Origin of the sequence: Bacteroides oleiciplenus YIT 12058, assembly GCF_000315485.1 — a bacterium.
GTDB classification, from domain to species: domain Bacteria; phylum Bacteroidota; class Bacteroidia; order Bacteroidales; family Bacteroidaceae; genus Bacteroides; species Bacteroides oleiciplenus.
In genome coordinates, this window is the sequence record NZ_JH992940.1 from 1,570,243 (window position 1) to 1,586,851 (window position 16,609).

14 protein-coding genes are annotated in these 16,609 nt (G+C 35.6%); 1 reads left to right on the forward strand and 13 read right to left on the reverse strand.

The window, feature by feature from the left end:
- Positions 1-72: 72 nt before the first annotated feature.
- Positions 73-1,485: an amidophosphoribosyltransferase gene (locus HMPREF9447_RS06800; protein ID WP_009128961.1), complete on the reverse strand. Its 1,413-nt coding sequence runs from the start codon at positions 1,483-1,485 to the stop codon at positions 73-75.
- 170 nt (positions 1,486-1,655) lie between these two features.
- Here HMPREF9447_RS06800 and HMPREF9447_RS06805 point away from each other — a divergent pair, with 170 nt between their 5' ends.
- On the forward strand, positions 1,656-3,053 hold the full coding sequence (locus HMPREF9447_RS06805) for an MFS transporter (protein WP_009128962.1): 1,398 nt from the start codon (positions 1,656-1,658) through the stop codon (positions 3,051-3,053).
- A 118-nt stretch (positions 3,054-3,171) separates the two neighbouring features.
- On the opposite strand, the gene HMPREF9447_RS06810 is transcribed toward HMPREF9447_RS06805, so the two are convergent.
- From HMPREF9447_RS06810 to HMPREF9447_RS06865, 12 genes are all read right to left on the reverse strand, one after another.
- Entirely contained in the window at positions 3,172-3,759 is a 588-nt protein-coding gene (locus tag HMPREF9447_RS06810) for a sugar transferase (RefSeq protein WP_044137807.1), read from the reverse strand.
- Positions 3,759-4,979, reverse strand: coding sequence for a DegT/DnrJ/EryC1/StrS family aminotransferase (locus HMPREF9447_RS06815; protein ID WP_009128964.1), 1,221 nt, complete (start codon positions 4,977-4,979; stop codon positions 3,759-3,761). Before HMPREF9447_RS06815 ends, HMPREF9447_RS06810 begins: the two co-directional genes overlap by 1 nt.
- A 528-nt stretch (positions 4,980-5,507) precedes the next feature.
- Positions 5,508-6,290, reverse strand: coding sequence for a glycosyltransferase family 2 protein (locus HMPREF9447_RS06820; RefSeq protein WP_009128965.1), 783 nt, complete (start codon positions 6,288-6,290; stop codon positions 5,508-5,510).
- Position 6,291: 1 nt separating this feature from the next.
- Complete coding sequence (locus HMPREF9447_RS06825) at positions 6,292-7,236, reverse strand: ATP-grasp fold amidoligase family protein (protein ID WP_009128966.1); 945 nt, start codon at positions 7,234-7,236, stop codon at positions 6,292-6,294.
- Positions 7,237-7,524: 288 nt separating this feature from the next.
- On the reverse strand, positions 7,525-8,595 hold the full coding sequence (locus HMPREF9447_RS06830) for a glycosyltransferase (protein WP_009128967.1): 1,071 nt from the start codon (positions 8,593-8,595) through the stop codon (positions 7,525-7,527).
- A gap of 25 nt (positions 8,596-8,620) precedes the next feature.
- Entirely contained in the window at positions 8,621-9,352 is a 732-nt protein-coding gene (locus HMPREF9447_RS06835) for a DUF1919 domain-containing protein (RefSeq protein ID WP_009128968.1), read from the reverse strand.
- Positions 9,297-10,427: a glycosyltransferase family 4 protein gene (locus HMPREF9447_RS06840; protein WP_009128969.1), complete on the reverse strand. Its 1,131-nt coding sequence runs from the start codon at positions 10,425-10,427 to the stop codon at positions 9,297-9,299. Before HMPREF9447_RS06840 ends, HMPREF9447_RS06835 begins: the two co-directional genes overlap by 56 nt.
- A 10-nt stretch (positions 10,428-10,437) precedes the next feature.
- Positions 10,438-11,409, reverse strand: a complete 972-nt coding sequence (locus tag HMPREF9447_RS06845) for a glycosyltransferase family 2 protein (RefSeq protein ID WP_009128970.1) — start codon at positions 11,407-11,409, stop codon at positions 10,438-10,440.
- The gene (locus HMPREF9447_RS06850; RefSeq protein ID WP_009128971.1) at positions 11,399-12,547 is read right to left on the reverse strand and encodes an O-antigen ligase family protein; all 1,149 of its coding nucleotides are present in this window, start codon (positions 12,545-12,547) and stop codon (positions 11,399-11,401) included. The genes HMPREF9447_RS06845 and HMPREF9447_RS06850 overlap by 11 nt, the downstream gene beginning before the upstream one ends.
- A 229-nt stretch (positions 12,548-12,776) precedes the next feature.
- Positions 12,777-13,928: a non-hydrolyzing UDP-N-acetylglucosamine 2-epimerase gene (gene wecB / locus HMPREF9447_RS06855; protein WP_009128972.1), complete on the reverse strand. Its 1,152-nt coding sequence runs from the start codon at positions 13,926-13,928 to the stop codon at positions 12,777-12,779.
- Position 13,929: 1 nt separating this feature from the next.
- Positions 13,930-15,012, reverse strand: a complete 1,083-nt coding sequence (locus HMPREF9447_RS06860) for a polysaccharide pyruvyl transferase family protein (protein WP_009128973.1) — start codon at positions 15,010-15,012, stop codon at positions 13,930-13,932.
- A gap of 10 nt (positions 15,013-15,022) precedes the next feature.
- Positions 15,023-16,471: a lipopolysaccharide biosynthesis protein gene (locus tag HMPREF9447_RS06865; RefSeq protein WP_009128974.1), complete on the reverse strand. Its 1,449-nt coding sequence runs from the start codon at positions 16,469-16,471 to the stop codon at positions 15,023-15,025.
- Positions 16,472-16,609 lie beyond the last annotated feature (138 nt).

The following is a 16,609-nucleotide window of genomic DNA, read 5'->3' on the forward strand; positions in this document are numbered from 1 at the left end:
AGGTAGAAAAAGGGGCGTGAATAGCCAAGCAATTCACGCCCCTTTTTACAAAATGTTAGTATTTGGAGTTACTTAGAAGCAACTGCTACCATCAAAACAATGCGTACAAACCTTACATTTAGGCAACCCAATGGCTTCAACCAAAGTTTCTAGTGTATTAAACTTCAGAGTAGTAAGCCCGAAACGTTCGGCAATGATGCTGACCATCTTCTCATATTCCGGAGAACCGGTGGTGGCATACTTTTCCAGATTCTTATCCGCATCTCCTTCCAATTCTTCAATAATACGCCGGGTAATCAGTTCCAGCGGACTCTTGGAAGCCGTAAAGCCAACAAACGGACATGCATAAATCAACGGAGGACAAGCAATACGAATATGTACTTCTTTTGCACCATATTCATATAGCACTTTCACATTATCACGAAGCTGCGTACCACGCACAATCGAGTCATCGCAGAACAACACCCGCTTGCCTTCCAGCATAGCGCGGTTCGGTATCAGTTTCATCTTTGCCACCAACGAGCGCATTTCCTGCTTGCTGGGAGTAAAGCTACGCGGCCATGTCGGCGTATATTTAGAAATAGCACGATGATAAGGCACCCCTTTTCCTTCGGCATATCCCAGTGCCATACCTACACCGGAATCGGGAATGCCACAGGCACAATCTACCTCGGAATCATCCCGTTGCCCCATCTTCAAACCACTGGTAAAACGCACATCTTCCACATTGCGACCTTCATAGCAAGAAGTAGGGAAACCGTAATACACCCACAGGAACGAGCAAATCTGCATTTTCTCCTCTGGTTTCCTCAGTTGTTCCACCCCATCAGCAGTCAAGCGAACAATTTCACCCGGACCGAGATAACGGTCTATTTCATAATCCAGATTCGGAAAACTGCTTGATTCGCTGGTTGCAGCATATGCACCGTTTTTCCGTCCGATGACGATTGGAGTACGCCCCCATTTATCACGGGCTGCAATAATGCTACCATCTTCCAACAACAACAGCATAGAACAAGACCCTTTGACACGGTGGAAAACATTTTCTATACCTTCTACAAAGTTTCTGCCTTGTATAATAAGTAATGAGATAAGTTCAGTTTGATTGGTATTGCCGGAACTGAGTTCGGCGAAGTGCATGTTTTGAGAGAGTAGTTCCGCTTCTATTTCTTCCAGATTTACTATTTTGGCTACCGTAGCGATGGCGAAGCGTCCGAGGTGGGAGTTGATAATGATAGGTTGAGGGTCCGTGTCACTGATGATTCCTATGCCTGCGTTTCCTTTGAATTTGTCCAGTTCGTCTTCAAACTTGGTTCGGAAATACGTGCTTTCCAGATTGTGAATGGATCGGGCAAACATGTCTTCTTCTGCATCATACGTGGCAAGCCCGCCCCTCTTAGTTCCTAAATGTGAATTATAATCTGTACCGTAAAATAAGTCCGTCACACAGCTCGCTTTGGAGACTGTCCCGAAAAATCCTCCCATAAATTCCTTATATTTATTATTGATTTTAGTATTGACGGGCACAAAGGTACAAAGAAGTTTCTTCTCCACGTTACTTTCCGACGAGACAATTTCTAAAAAAACTTATTTTTATGCACATTTCCGAACACCGGATTAGACATTTTGTTTAGTTCGCAGATAAAATAATTTATATGATTCAAGATGGAAAATCTCAGAAAATAGAGGAAACAGACGGATTACCATTTCCACGGCGTATATGGGCTGTAGTTGCTGTTGGCTTTGCTCTCTGCATGTCAGTACTCGACATTAACATCAGCACCGTAATCCTCCCTACCCTTTCACACGACTTCGGCACTTCCCCTTCTGTAATCACGTGGATTGTCAATGGTTATCAATTAGCAATCGTCGTGTCTCTACTTTCATTTTCCGCTTTGGGTGAGATATTCGGATATCGCAAAATATTTCTCTCCGGTATCGCCTGTTTTTGCGTAACGTCTCTAATGTGCGCACTTTCCGACTCTTTCTGGACACTGACAGTTGCCCGCGTTTTCCAGGGATTCAGTGCGTCGGCCATAACGAGCGTGAATACGGCTCAGTTACGCCTTATTTATCCTAAAAAACAGATTGGACGGGGCATGGGAATCAATGCGATGGTAGTTGCTATTTCGGCTGCGGCAGGACCATCCGTTGCCAGCGGTATTTTGTCGATAGCTTCCTGGCATTGGCTGTTTGCTATCAATCTGCCGTTAGGTATCATTGCATTGGTATTAGGTATCAAATATCTGCCCCGACGGGAAGAACTCTCCAAACGGAAATTCGACATCATCAGCGCCATTGCCAATGCTATTACTTTCGGATTACTGATTTATACACTGGATGGTTTTGCCCATCACGAGCGGTATGATTATCTGATTATTCAATTAGTGATATTAATTGTTGTCGGTACATATTATGTACGCCGTCAATTAGGTCAGGCATCCCCACTACTTCCATTGGATTTACTGAGAATCCCCATATTCAGACTTTCGATATTAACCTCCATCTGTTCGTTCACAGCACAGATGCTGGCGATGATTTCATTACCCTTCTTTTTGCAAAATACTTTGGGACATAGTGAAGTAATGACCGGATTGTTACTGACTCCCTGGCCTCTTGCTACGCTATTTGCAGCACCGGCTGCCGGTTATCTGGTGGAGCGTATCCATCCGGGCATACTGGGGAGCATCGGTATGGGAATATTTTGCATCGGACTTTATTCGCTCTCTACGTTGGATGCAGAATCGTCCATCCTTAGTATTTGTCTGCGATTGGCCGTCTGCGGCATTGGTTTCGGGCTTTTCCAGACACCCAATAACAGCACTATTATCGCGTCTGCACCTACGAAGCGTTCGGGTGGAGCCAGTGGAATGTTAGGTATGGCACGGTTAATGGGACAGACTTTGGGGACGACTCTTGTGGCTCTTCTATTTAGTTGGGTGGTGGGAAGTAAGAGTACGGAGGTATGTTTGATTACAGGAAGTGTGTTCGCACTGATAGCGGCGATTGTGAGTAGTTTGAGGTTATCACAGCCGTCGGTGCTTAAAGAATAAAAAGAGAAAAGGTCGAAACTCATAGCTTCGACCTTTTCACTGCAATATCATTATAGTTATTTCTTCCAGACATAATGTGGAACAAATAGCCATCTCATTATCTTAATGGCACGTCTTATCAACGAACAATACTCCATATAGTCAGAAATATAATCTTAAAATATTCCGTGACTGACCGATGCTCAATATATTTCATATTGTAGCGTATCTTATCCGGAAGTATCAGCTCTACATATGCTTTATCTGCATCCTCAGCCTGTCCTAATATAGTATTCTCATCTACATATTCTATAGATGCATAATCGGTAATACCAGGGCGTACGGACAGCACCTTCCTCTGTGCTTCCGTATATAAATCTACATACTTTCGAACTTCCGGACGAGGACCCACCAAACTCATATCCCCTTTCAGGACATTAAATAACTGAGGCAATTCATCCAACTTATATTTGCGGATAAAGTAGCCAATACGGGTAATTCGAGAATCGCGCCCACCTACCGTTATCAAACCTTGCTTATCTGCCCCAATACGCATCGAACGAAATTTATAGACATAAAAATCCTTACCATTAAGTCCGACACGCAATTGCTTATAAAAGCCACCGCCTTTACTTTCAAGACGAATAGCAATATACAAAAACAAGAAAACAGGAGACAGGAACAGGATTCCTAAAAAGGAGAAAAGTATATCAAAAAAGCGAATCATCATTTATCACCGATCACTTTATCATATGCAGCCTTTACGGTCTTAATAATGAAGGCTAGTTGTTCCACATCCAGTTGCGGATAAATAGGCAAGGAAATCTCTCCCTTAAAATTCTCATAAGCTTGCGGATAGTTCTTTATATCATACCCTAATGAGTTAAAGAAAGAGAGCATCGGCATCGGAATAAAATGAACATTCACAGCAACTTCACTTTTGGCTATCTCATCAATCATACGATCACGCTGTTCTTCTGTAAATCCCTTGATACGCAACGCATAGATGTGGTATGAACTCTCCTTTTCCCCGTCTACAGAGGGTGGCAGAACAGCCCAATCACAATCCGCAAATCCTTTCGAATAAGTGTTGAACACTCTTTTACGCTCTTTCAGCAGTTCCGGATATTCCCGTATCTGAGCCAGACCGATAGCCGCATTTACATCAGCCATATTTATTTTCATTCCCAGACCAACGATGTCATAACGCCACCCACCGGCTTTTGATTTAGAAAAAGCATCCTTAGTCTGGCAATTCAGGCTCATCATACGGAGTTCTTTATAAAGTTCCGCATTATCAAATGGTTCAGGCAGATTCAAGCAGATAGCTCCTCCTTCCGCAGTCGTCACATTCTTTACAGCATGAAGAGAAAAGATGGCAATATCTGTTTCACATCCTGTACGCTGGTTCTTACTATAATAAGCGCCCAAAGAGTGGGCAGCATCATTCATTACAAGAATGCGTCCTAATTTCTCCTGCGTTGGCGAAGTTGCATGAAATAGATTCCGTATTTCCGGCTCATTAACAAGTTTCATGATACGGTCATAATCACAAGGAAAACCCGCAATATCTACCGGAATAATTGCTTTAGTCTTGGGCGTAATTGCTTTACGGATAGCTTCTACAGAAATATTAAAATCTTCCCCAGAATCTACCATGACAGGTTTTGCACCTGCATGAAGCACTGCCAAGGCTGTAGCGCTATATGTATATGCCGGCACGATTACTTCATCTTCTGCCGTCACTCCCAGCCAACGGAGCATCATAATAGCTCCCGAAGTCCATGAGTTTACACAAAGCACTTCTTTTGCATTAGAAAAGACTTTGATTTCTTCTTCCAATGCTTTTACTTTAGGACCGGAAGTAATCCAGCCGGAACGTAACGAATCAACTACTTCGTTGATAACCGCCTCGTCAATATAAGGGGGCGAAAATGGAATTTTCATGATCTAAGTAAAGTAATATATTAAGTAAAAAACACACATTTTTATATAAAAGTCTTTTCAATAACAAAGAAATAGTATAAACGCAATTATAAACATCAAAAACAAGAAGACGTAAGTGAACTAGATATAATGAAGAGCATTATTTATCACGAAGCGGTTATTAATAATTTTCTTCATTCTTTTATAACAATTTCTTTTACTTTTGTAAAATCATCTATAATAAGAAAAAACACTACTATTTATTTAAGCTTCACCATCAACAAAGTCATCCGACTGAGATAAATTGCAACCTGAGCTGAGCCAAAATAATTATCTTCTAAACTTTACAAGCTTAAGCATTAAACTGAATATATTAGAACACACTATAATTCGCATAAAAGTATAACACGAAAGCCTTAAGATGATCCCTTGTCCTGTAGAAGAACTAAATTTTTTAATTACTATTACTGCACATAATCAATAAATTATTAGGTAAAAGTATAATGATTGAAGGTTGCACATAAGATTCTACGTTGAAGCACTTACTTATTATTTAACGTTGTATTTCTTTACATAAAAAACCTTCTTAAAACCGCTACCCAAAACATTCATCAACGTCCAAAAAGTTGCAGTAGCAGGATTCATCTCTGAAGCCACACGGAACAGTGGATAGTGTGCCAAAATTCGTTTACTTAAGCTTGGGGAAGTGATACTTCCCTTGCGTCTACGATAGCGAGCTAAGTTTTCCTGCAGTAAATAACACGGAGCTTTTCTTACAACTTTCAGCCACATTGCCGTATCATTATTTTTCTGCACATTCTTAATCTGTATCAGTCCTACCTTCTCCACATCATACATTACAGTCAGACACCCTGGCCAACAGCAAACAAACATATCGAATACATTTACCTTTCTGATACCACTTACATACACTCCAATATCTTTTCCGTCCTCATACATTTCCGTATATTCATGATAAGTGAATGCATGCCCGTTCTCCACCATAAACTTTAACTGCTTCTCTAATTTTTCCGGTAGCCATAAGTCATCGCTATCCAAAAATGCAATCCACCTTCCTTTCGCTCTACGAAGTGCATTATTACGAGTTATGGCAGCACCACTATTTCCTTGATTACAGGCGTACTTGATACGAGAATCTAACTCCGCCAATGGAGCGACTACTTTGTCCGTTCCATCTATTGAGCAATCATCTTGAATCAATAATTCCCAATCCGTATAAGTCTGTGCTTGAACACTTTTTATAGTTTCACAAATTAAACCGGCACAAGCCCACGTGGGGGTAATAATCGATACTAATCCGTAGTCTTGCATATTATTTCTTACGAGGAAAATCTTCGATACTAAATTTAGAACCTAACTTCTTGTTAAATTCCGGCGTATAAAAATCCATGAAACCACCTTGGGAAGTAAAGGTAAGTTCTCCAAAGTAAATTTTACCATTTACATTATAAAGATCTACTCTAAGTTCAGGAAATCCTGTTGAAAGTTTTTCTGCAACTTCAATCATTCTATCAAAATTCTGCGGTTTAGGAACAATCTCCCCCTCTAAATAATCCGAATTGAAGATAGAAAACTCAGGATGAGCCTTCCAATCCAAATCGTAGGTCATTACGTGGGCACTATTACCACCGTCACATCTATCATTACACACCCAAATATAATATGCCTTTCCATTGAAACACCATATTTTATAGTCAGTAAGAGAAGAAGAGTCTAAATCTAAAGGAAGAAGTTCTTCAGCAATCACACAAGGTACCATATTTTTATAATGAGGTTCAGCATGCAAAGCACCGATATTTTTTCTATGCAGCCATCTATCTATCATTTTCAGTACTCCGTTCTTCCTATCCTCAGTCAGTTCAGATTTCTTAATAATCTTATTTGTCCCTTTTCCATCTCCATTGTTGGCTTTAATAATGAAAGTTTCGGGGAGTACATCAAAATTGACATCTGAAACCTTGTACCATACAGCATAAAGAGGTACTAAAATATCCGTGAGCCCTAAGTCCATAATATATTCTCTAACTCTATATTTATCAGCAAGTAGCGTCCAACAAGTAGAGTCAGCATACAACTTTGCCCATAGTATCTTCTCGTTCAAATCCTGTGGAGTATTCAAATTAAGTTTTTTTTTAAAAACATACCTATAACGAATTCTCAGAAGGGTCTCAGGAAAATGGTTTCCCATGAACTCTGTAAACTTAATCAAAGGCCAAAAGAAAAATCGACCAGATTTACTTAATGTAGGATGAAACATAGCAAACTATTATTATGTCAATAATTAACGTCTGGAAAAAACTGCTAACAATTTTATATTAGTAGATGGATAGCTCATCATATTTCTCAATCGTGATTTGCTTTCTATTTACAATCGCTTTTTGTGATTTTCGTCGTTCCATAAAAGTCCATTCAAATAGTCAAGTCGCCATTCAAAATAGCCTCTATTTTCTGAAATAATGCAAAAAATGTTGTTTCCTAATCTCCACATAGATAACAAAATACATCCATTTATATCAAAATTACAATAGTTCTATACCTACAAAGATTAATATAACGTTCTTAACTTTTCAAAGAACCCATCATTCATATTTAAGCATTCACTTTGAGGTATTTTCTCACAAGATTCAACTTTCTGATTATAATCTTCTTCATTGATAGAAGAAATGTATTGTTCTATGTCTTTTTCATCCATAGCATCAATTACATAACCAACATTCAGTTGTGCCACCTTTCTTCCCAAAAATGTACCCTTACTGACAATAATCGGACATCTGAAATAAATAGCTTCATATAGTTTATTGGGTTCTGCATAAATTATCCCTGGAGTTGGAGGATAGGCACAAAGAACTATATCTAATTGCTTGTAAATCGCAGGCAAAGTTTCTGGGTTTTTGAATGGGCCATGAAATATCACATTGTCATTAATTTCTACAATCTTTTTCATATCTTCTGAAGCAAGATCACCTTCTGCATAAAATCCAAAAAGATGCATAATGATATTAGTTTTACCTGCTGCTATTTTTATAAAATTGTAAATCGTCTGAAAGCGAATAACACCAACAAAACCGATGTTAATCTTATGTTTGTCAAATCGTCTTTCTCGCGGAAGTGATTGAGGACAGTAAGCAGAAACCTTGTTCGGAATCAATGAAAATTTATCTCCTTTTATAGACTTAAAAAAATCAATATACCCTTCAGAAGTAATAATAGTTTGCAATGAGTGTTTTATAACTCGTTTATTTTGAATTAAAAGCCAATTTCTTACTAGTAAGTTTGGGATTCTCAGTTCCGTCAAATCACAAACCTCATAAATATAAGGAGATTTAATATACCTTGTTGCAAATAAAGCAATATCAAGACTACTATAAAAAAAGAGACCTTCTAACCTCTTTTCTGCTATTTGTTTGATGGTTCTTCTGAAAAGTACAAGTCTTCCTAAATAATTTCCACAAGCTATCTCACCTAACTCTTGCATAGGAAACAATACATTTGGAGAAGGTAAACCTTTTCTACGAAAGCCAAAAACCTTTACATCATATCCATGGTCTATAAACTCTTGAACTCGCTTTAAAAAATGACTATCATTAAGTGAACTTAATATGAAATTTATTTTCATTGTAATTCCTATTTAAAAATTATAACTACAAGAAGAAGTTACGAAAATCAAATTGATCATAATACCTATGCCCTGTCCATCCAGAAAAATCAGTAATCCTCATTATTTGACTCTCATCAAATCCCTTTATTCTATATGATGACAAGTATTCATCATAAGTTTTGCGTGTAAAAGCCACTTTCTTTTCATATTGCAGCATTTCAAACTCTGACAAATCCAACCTTTTTCCATCGTCTCCAGTATCAACACAAATTAGATACACATTATCCAGATTAACTCTTTGGGATCTTCTACGCCAACATCTCACAGCCTCATCAAAAGTGCTATAGTGCATAAAATTCAGTTTAACTTTTCCTGCTAATAGCCCCACGGGGTATTTATCATTAGGTGTCGTAATCTCTTCAATCTTATCAAATAGAATATTAGGCAACGATTTTACAAACAGCATATAATCCGTAGTATTCATCCAAAGATTAACTGTAGGAGTGTCAAAGCGAAATCCTAAGTCATGGAGCATCATAGCTCCTGTACAATTATTACATATCACACTTTTACCTTCCCGTATATTGCTTTTTAGGACTCTATTGTATAAAATATATTCACGTAACCACTGATTAATCTTGCTCTTTGTCTTATCAAAAATATCACATAACATCATAATAAAACGAGTAGTTATATTTTTTGCAATTTTATTTATAATACTAAATATTAAAGGCATTTTGAAGTATAGAAATCCAAGAATCCTTCCATCTATCATAAGAAAATGACTTTTTAGCAACATCATAAGCATTATTGGCTAAGTACAACCTAGTTGCTTCATCACTAACTAGCAAATCTAATGCATTGGTCAACTCTTTCACTGATGGATTGATCATTATACCATTATATCCATTAATAATAATATTAGTCATCCCTCCAACATTTGTACATATGACAGCACAATACGAAGCCATAGCTTCCAACAAAGAAAAAGAAGTACCTTCTGAACCTACTGTTGGGATGACAGCGATATCAACGTCTTTATGTATCTCTAATGATTCTGATACATGATATTTAATAAAAGTAACATGAGCATTATCCGCAAACATAGCTTTCAAATATTCCTCATCAGGCCCCTCTCCAGCAATAACAACATTCAAATTATCATATTTAATCAAAATATTTCGAATTGCTTCCGCAAAAAGTCTAGTACCCCTATATGGCTGCAGGCGCCTTGCAAACAAAATTGTAACACTTTCATCAATCTTTATTTTTTTATTTTTAGCAGGAATTTTCGTAAAATTAGGAATAACTTTTATCTCTGCTTCCTTGTGTTTGATTTGCGTTCTATACCAGTTCAAATAGTTATAATCAACCGCAATAACTTTATCTACATTTTTTATATAATATGTTAGCAAGATAGCCTCAAGTGATTTCCTAAAAATATTACATATATTAGAGAATCTTGAGCATTGTTCTTGTGATTCTATATCCCAACTTATTCCATGTTGTATAGCAATAGAATAACATTTACTCTTTTGTAGAGCTATAGCTTCTGTAGCATATAATAACACATCCTCAATTGTAGCATATTCAAGAAATACCTTATACAATCTTCTATTCTTTATACTAACACTTTTTGTTTTAGATACATCCACACCTATTATTCTAATGCCATCTGCATAATCTAAAATGAAATTACTCTTTGCATATTGTATAATAGAAACAGAAACTCCAACATATTTTGCGACATCAAGCAAATTTAATATGTAAGTTTGAATGCCACCTATTGATATATTTCTCTTATCTTCATCATAATATCTTTGACAAAGAATATATAATTTTTTACTCATAAATTTGACATCATTTTATTTTGTTTAGAATCCAAATTTTAAACGAATCAACAATTAGGCTAAAATAAATATGTCGATACACTGGATTACTAATGAATACATATATCTTTTTAAAGTATCCCTTCAGCTTTTTTTTTTGAATATACTCATTTGCAGAATCTAATATTGCATCTCCTTTCCTAATAAGTATGTCCATTTTGGATTCATCATAAATCATTGAAAGTAGAAAGTTGTTATATCGTTCATTTGAAAAAGAATCCGTCCCATTTAGCAACCTTTCAATATATAATTTCCTTATATATTCTAATGTATACTTTTGTTTGACTTTCTGAACTGAAGAAATACTCGAACTTCTAATTCGATAAAGCAATAATACTTCATCTATCATATAAAATTTCCCTTTGGCATATAAGATTCTCAACCACAAATCAAAATCCTGAGATCTTCTAAACCCCCTGTACAATCCAACTCTTTCTACAATCTCCCTTGTCATCATAACAGTAGGATGATGAATATGAGAAGTGATAGGTAAATCATGCTCTAACTGGTAACTTGAAAAGAATGAAGAGTCCTTACTTTCAGAGGTCTTTTCTCTATCATCTTCACCTATACGAGAAAATCTTGTACAAACTACATCATATTGTTTTTGGCAAATCACATCATATTGTTTCTGAAGTCTCTCTGGCATACTGATATCATCGGCATCCATTCGAGCGATATATTTACCCTTTGATCTTCTGATAGCTGTGTTTAATGATTCTGCAAGACCAGCATTATGTATATTATGAATAACTTCAATTCGTCTATCCAAAGAAGCATAACTATCAAGAATTTCTTTATTTAAAGACCTTCTACAATTATCATTTACAATAATAAATTCATAATTCGAGAAACTTTGAGAAAGTATAGAATTTATAGCTAATTCTATTTCAAACTTTGACTCATTATAAATACTCATTACTATAGAAATATCAGGTTTCATATATTGATAATGATTCCTTAGTGCTAGTACGTGAAAATATCTCAAGAATAATAAGCGGCCACCAGAAGGTTAAACCGACCAGACCATTTTGAAAACATATCGGAATATAAAGTGTTATAAACATCAGGAGAAACAGCAAAACATCCATTTTATCAATTCTCTTTAAAATAGATTTTATTATTAAGAAAAACAAGACTAAGCCCACGACACCTTGCTCATATAAAAATTGTAACATAACATTATGCATATTGTCAACCTTCAAGCCTAAATGAGACGTGTATATAGTTGTAGCTCCAATCCCCATACCCCAAAACCAGTGATCCATAAACGGAATAAAATTAGAAGTCCACATAATCATCCGTGTTTTATCCTCAAAAGAATCTTCTCCCATGAATCTTGCTGAAATCTCTTCAGGAACATAATTTATTACTATTATACCTATTAGCAAAACAAGCATACCTCCAACTATTAAATAATAAAATTTCAGATCCTTCACAATTCGATATAAAAAAGCAAATACAACTGCAATACAAGCAGTAAGAACTGCAGCCCTTGTTCCTGTTAATGCACAGGCAAACATGAGATAGAATATTTCCCCAACCAATATCACTTTATTTTTTGGAGAGCATATAAATTCATGTAAAATAAAAGCTATTGCTAATAACAATACTGCATTTATGTAGTTGGGATTTCTTTCTATTCCAATAATACCAATTGAATAGCGATTCCACCCATGCTCCACTCCATAAAACCAACTTAGTATTATCAGAGAAGAACACAATATAGATAGGAACTTATAATACTTTATAAATGAATGCAGTTGAAACCTGGAAAATTTTATACTTGCGAAAAGTACAGTTAATAAAGCAAATAGAAAATAGGTTAATACAGTTCTTTCAAATTCCGCATATATCGAAAATGCAGATGCTAAAATTGCTTCAAAACTTAATAATATATATATATATAAACTTTTAACCAAACATTTTTTTTGTAATATACAATACAAAATTATAGGAATGAATACTATTATAACATCTCTAAAAGAAGCAGAATCCGGGACTGGAGCAAATACTGTTATTGACGACAATATACATAACAAAATTAAAGGGATAGAATTTTTCTTCTTTAAATATGTCATAATATTTTTCTTACTATGATAGATAAATCATCTGTCTTTGCTATTAGATATAATTATCATTAGCACTTATTAGGTAAATATATAACCTTAATAGAGGGCAGGCTAGCAACATTCACATAAATATTTTTTAAACAAGTGATAGCGAAAATTAAAAAGTATCCCCCAGACATGTTATATATAACACCAAATATTCAAGTTATAGGAAAAATGCTTTATTATAGGATGAAATTTACGATTTAAATGTTTCAACTATCCTACTACAAGCTAATCCATCCCCGTAGGGGTTAACAGCCTTACTCATGCTATCATATACAATGGGATCGTCAATGAGAGTACTAACTTCATTCATAATTTTTTTGTAGTCTGTACCTACTAAATGAACGGTTCCTGATGAGAGTGCTTCGGGACGTTCTGTAGTGTTTCGCATTACCAATACAGGTTTTCCTAACCCTGGAGCTTCTTCTTGAATACCACCCGAATCAGTAAGAACAATAGCAGATTTCTCCATCAAATACACGAAGCTCAAGTACTCCAACGGCTCTACAAAGAACATGTTGCTAAAATTCTCCAAATTTTGACCAAACACCTCATGAATTGGTTTACGAACATTGGGATTCAAGTGCATTGGATACACAAAATCTACATCCGGATATTTCCGAGTAAGGTCTTTAATGGCAGAGCACATATTAATAAAGCCATCACCAAAATTCTCTCTACGATGCCCCGTGATAAGAACAAGCTTCCTACCATTTGTCAAACGTTCCACATCGTAACCAGCTTCCCGCAAAATTCCCTTCTGTTCATCATTCAAGTCTGTGTCAGTCTTAAACTTCTCTATTACCTTATAGAGAGCATCAATTACTGTGTTACCAGTCACATAGATCTTGCCCATAACTTTCTCATCTTTGAGATTGTTTTCAGAAAGCGGTGTCGGAGAGAAGTTATATGTAGCGATACGACCTGTAATCTGACGATTCATTTCCTCTGGCCACGGACTATAAATATTATGAGTGCGAAGACCTGCTTCTACATGTCCCACAGGAATCTGCTGATAGAATGCCGCAAGTGCAGCGGCTGTAGAAGTGGTGGTATCACCATGAACAAGAACTACATCAGGTTTTACCTCTTTCAATATATCACGCATTCCAGTAAGTACACGAGCTGTCACATCATAAAGGTCCTGCCCCTGCTTCATGATATTTAAGTCGTAATTAGGTTTCACTTCAAAAATTCTGAGAACCTGATCAAGCATCTCTCTGTGTTGTCCGGTTACACAAACTATGGTCTTAAAATCTTCTGTGTACTTTTGAAATTCTTTCACCAAAGGACACATCTTAATCGCTTCGGGACGAGTACCGAAAACGAGCATTACAGTTTTCATCTTACAATGTAATTATTTGAATATTTTTTACTACCTCTTCTCTGAGTCTCATTCTCTCTTTTTCATCATATTTTGTTGTAAAGACATTTATCATCTTTGATACATCAAATTCACCTATATCTGAAAAATTATTGGGAACACCTATCATATTACAAAAAGAAGGAATTTTCAAATCCCAACTTAGCCCATAGAACGGAACATTAAAAGCATAAGAAATAATCAAAGCGTGAAGCCTTGATGCAATGGTATAATCATATCGAGAAATTAAGGATATTAAATCTTGGGATGTACTTGGGCATTTTGCTATTTGCACTTCATTATCTGAGAGATAACTACTATAAATAATATTTGCTACTTCGTAATCTCTTTTATTACCATTAGTAAATATTTCAACTTTATATCCTAATTTTCTCACAATATTAATGAGGTCTGAAATATATCTGCAATATTGCTCTTGCGTGATTTGGATAGTGTTTTGTTTATTGTAATTATGTATAGAAATTGTCCCAACACCAACTAAATTATACTTTTCTCCGCCGACTCCTTTCACTAATTTATCACAACAAATCGCAACATCTGGAACAATTTTTATCTTAGAAAATTCTTCTCGTAATCCAATATAATCATCCCTTAGAAATATATGACTAATCGCTTTATTGCCTAGAATCATAGATAATTGTTTTTGTTTATCTAATGACATTACTCCAGAGCCGCAACCATAAAAACTCACATCACACCCTTTTTCTTCAGCAACTTTCACTATGCTTGAGATGTTACTAATAAAACATTCATAGAATAATTGACCGCCTGCAAAAATTACTAAAGATTTATCTTTACCCCATAGACAATTATAAAGTCCTCTCCATTTATTTAATAACATCAATAACCAGTCAGCCATACCTGTTATTTTAAAAAGCTTCCGCAGATAACAATAGATAAAAGGTTCAAAAGTGATACTTCTTAGTTGTACTCTCGAATTGGGATTAAGTTCTTTAACAATTGAGGTAAATGTATCACATATTACATTATCGCCAATATTGTCTGAATCACTCACACCATATATATAAATATTCTTAGTTTTCATATTGTAATTGTTACTTACCCCTTCTTTCTTTTTCGCTAATAGATAATTCTAATAAATATAGAAATGGTTCCAGCTTGAATATTTTTGAAAGAAAGAGATACACTATTGCTCCGCAAATAATTTCCAAGCTCAAATATGTAATGGAATTTAGAGTAAAACAACTAAAACCATATATAGCAACTCCCATAACCAATGATATAGCCAATGAAGGCAATACATCTAAAATCTGTTCTCTATAACTATAATTTAATAGCTTTCTGCATGGATACAAATTAATAATTATACATATGAAATTATACACAACTATCCCCCAAGCAATAGCATAAATTCCCAAGAAAATACTTATAATTAATATTATAGTGCCTACCCCTTTTTTATACAATTCCAATTTTAAACTTATATCACTATACCCTAAAGCTTTTATAGCTACCAAATTCACATTTTGAATAGGCATTAACATAAAAGCAACACAAAAGATTTGAATGAATGGAACAGCATCTATCCACTTTTCTGTCATTAACAGAATAATCATAGGTTTTGCAATAACTATCATTCCAACTAATAAAGGAAAAATAACATATGAACTTACTTTCGTAGAGCGACGCATCATTGACTTGACCGCTTCTTGATTATCTTGTTCAATAGACAGGACAGGAAACATTACAGATTGAATGGATGAATTAATATTATTCATAATTAATGAAGGAAATTGCCTTCCTTTGTCAAAGAATGCCAATAAACTGGGGGTATACATTTTTCCTATTATCAAACTCCGTATATTGTCAAATAATGCTATAGTAAAATTAGAAATAAAGATTTTCCATCCAAAATTAAAGAGTACCTTAAATCTTTCACCAGAAAAAGATAATACAGGCCTCCACTTTACTGTAAACCACATAACCATCATAATTGAAAAAGACGAAACGACATGCTGTGCAACAAGCGCCCATACCCCACAACCTAAGTATGCCATTGATATACCAACAAAAGCGGACATACACACACCTAGAAAACTGCTTTTAAAAAGCAGTTTAAAAAGAAGATTTTTCGACAAATAAGCATTTTGCACAGAATTGACGGCATTAAAAAAAAGGCTTACACCAATTACCCTCATCACTGGGCACAATTCTGGTCTATCATAATAATTAGCTAAAGCTGTTGCAGAAAAGAACAAAATTAAATACGCAATAAATGAAACAAATAGGCTGAAATACAATATTGTTGAATAATCTACTGCATCACAATCTTTCTTCTGAATCAAAGCACTGTTTAACCCTCCTTCAACAAACACAGCAGCCAAATTTGTAAATACTAAAACCAAAGCAATGCTGCCGTAATCTTCTGGAGTCAACAATCTTGCTAAAACAATAGTAACTACGAAAGATACTACCTGCACGCTAGATCGTTCTAAAAACTTCCAAATAAAAGATGAAAATACCGATCTTCTATTAATAGACATCGCTTAAATTATTCCATATTAGCTAAATGTTCCAAGCACAACGTACACCTCTCAACACAAATATCTACAAGTATCCCCTCTTCCCAATCATCGATTTCCACATACCGCTTCATGAAAATTATCAATTAGTAATTTCCT

Coding starts and splice junctions, on each gene's coding strand:
- HMPREF9447_RS06850 (WP_009128971.1), bottom strand. CDS start 12,547: ATGACATATTTAAAGAAGAAAAATTCTATCCCTTTAATTTTGTTATGT.
- HMPREF9447_RS06835 (WP_009128968.1), bottom strand. CDS start 9,352: ATGATAGATGGAAGGATTCTTGGATTTCTATACTTCAAAATGCCTTTA.
- HMPREF9447_RS06810 (WP_044137807.1), bottom strand. CDS start 3,759: ATGATTCGCTTTTTTGATATACTTTTCTCCTTTTTAGGAATCCTGTTC.
- HMPREF9447_RS06800 (WP_009128961.1), bottom strand. CDS start 1,485: ATGGGAGGATTTTTCGGGACAGTCTCCAAAGCGAGCTGTGTGACGGAC.
- HMPREF9447_RS06865 (WP_009128974.1), bottom strand. CDS start 16,471: ATGTCTATTAATAGAAGATCGGTATTTTCATCTTTTATTTGGAAGTTT.
- wecB (WP_009128972.1), bottom strand. CDS start 13,928: ATGAAAACTGTAATGCTCGTTTTCGGTACTCGTCCCGAAGCGATTAAG.
- HMPREF9447_RS06830 (WP_009128967.1), bottom strand. CDS start 8,595: ATGAAAATAAATTTCATATTAAGTTCACTTAATGATAGTCATTTTTTA.
- HMPREF9447_RS06825 (WP_009128966.1), bottom strand. CDS start 7,236: ATGTTTCATCCTACATTAAGTAAATCTGGTCGATTTTTCTTTTGGCCT.
- HMPREF9447_RS06805 (WP_009128962.1), top strand. CDS start 1,656: ATGATTCAAGATGGAAAATCTCAGAAAATAGAGGAAACAGACGGATTA.
- HMPREF9447_RS06845 (WP_009128970.1), bottom strand. CDS start 11,409: ATGAAACCTGATATTTCTATAGTAATGAGTATTTATAATGAGTCAAAG.
- HMPREF9447_RS06840 (WP_009128969.1), bottom strand. CDS start 10,427: ATGAGTAAAAAATTATATATTCTTTGTCAAAGATATTATGATGAAGAT.
- HMPREF9447_RS06815 (WP_009128964.1), bottom strand. CDS start 4,979: ATGAAAATTCCATTTTCGCCCCCTTATATTGACGAGGCGGTTATCAAC.
- HMPREF9447_RS06820 (WP_009128965.1), bottom strand. CDS start 6,290: ATGCAAGACTACGGATTAGTATCGATTATTACCCCCACGTGGGCTTGT.
- HMPREF9447_RS06860 (WP_009128973.1), bottom strand. CDS start 15,012: ATGAAAACTAAGAATATTTATATATATGGTGTGAGTGATTCAGACAAT.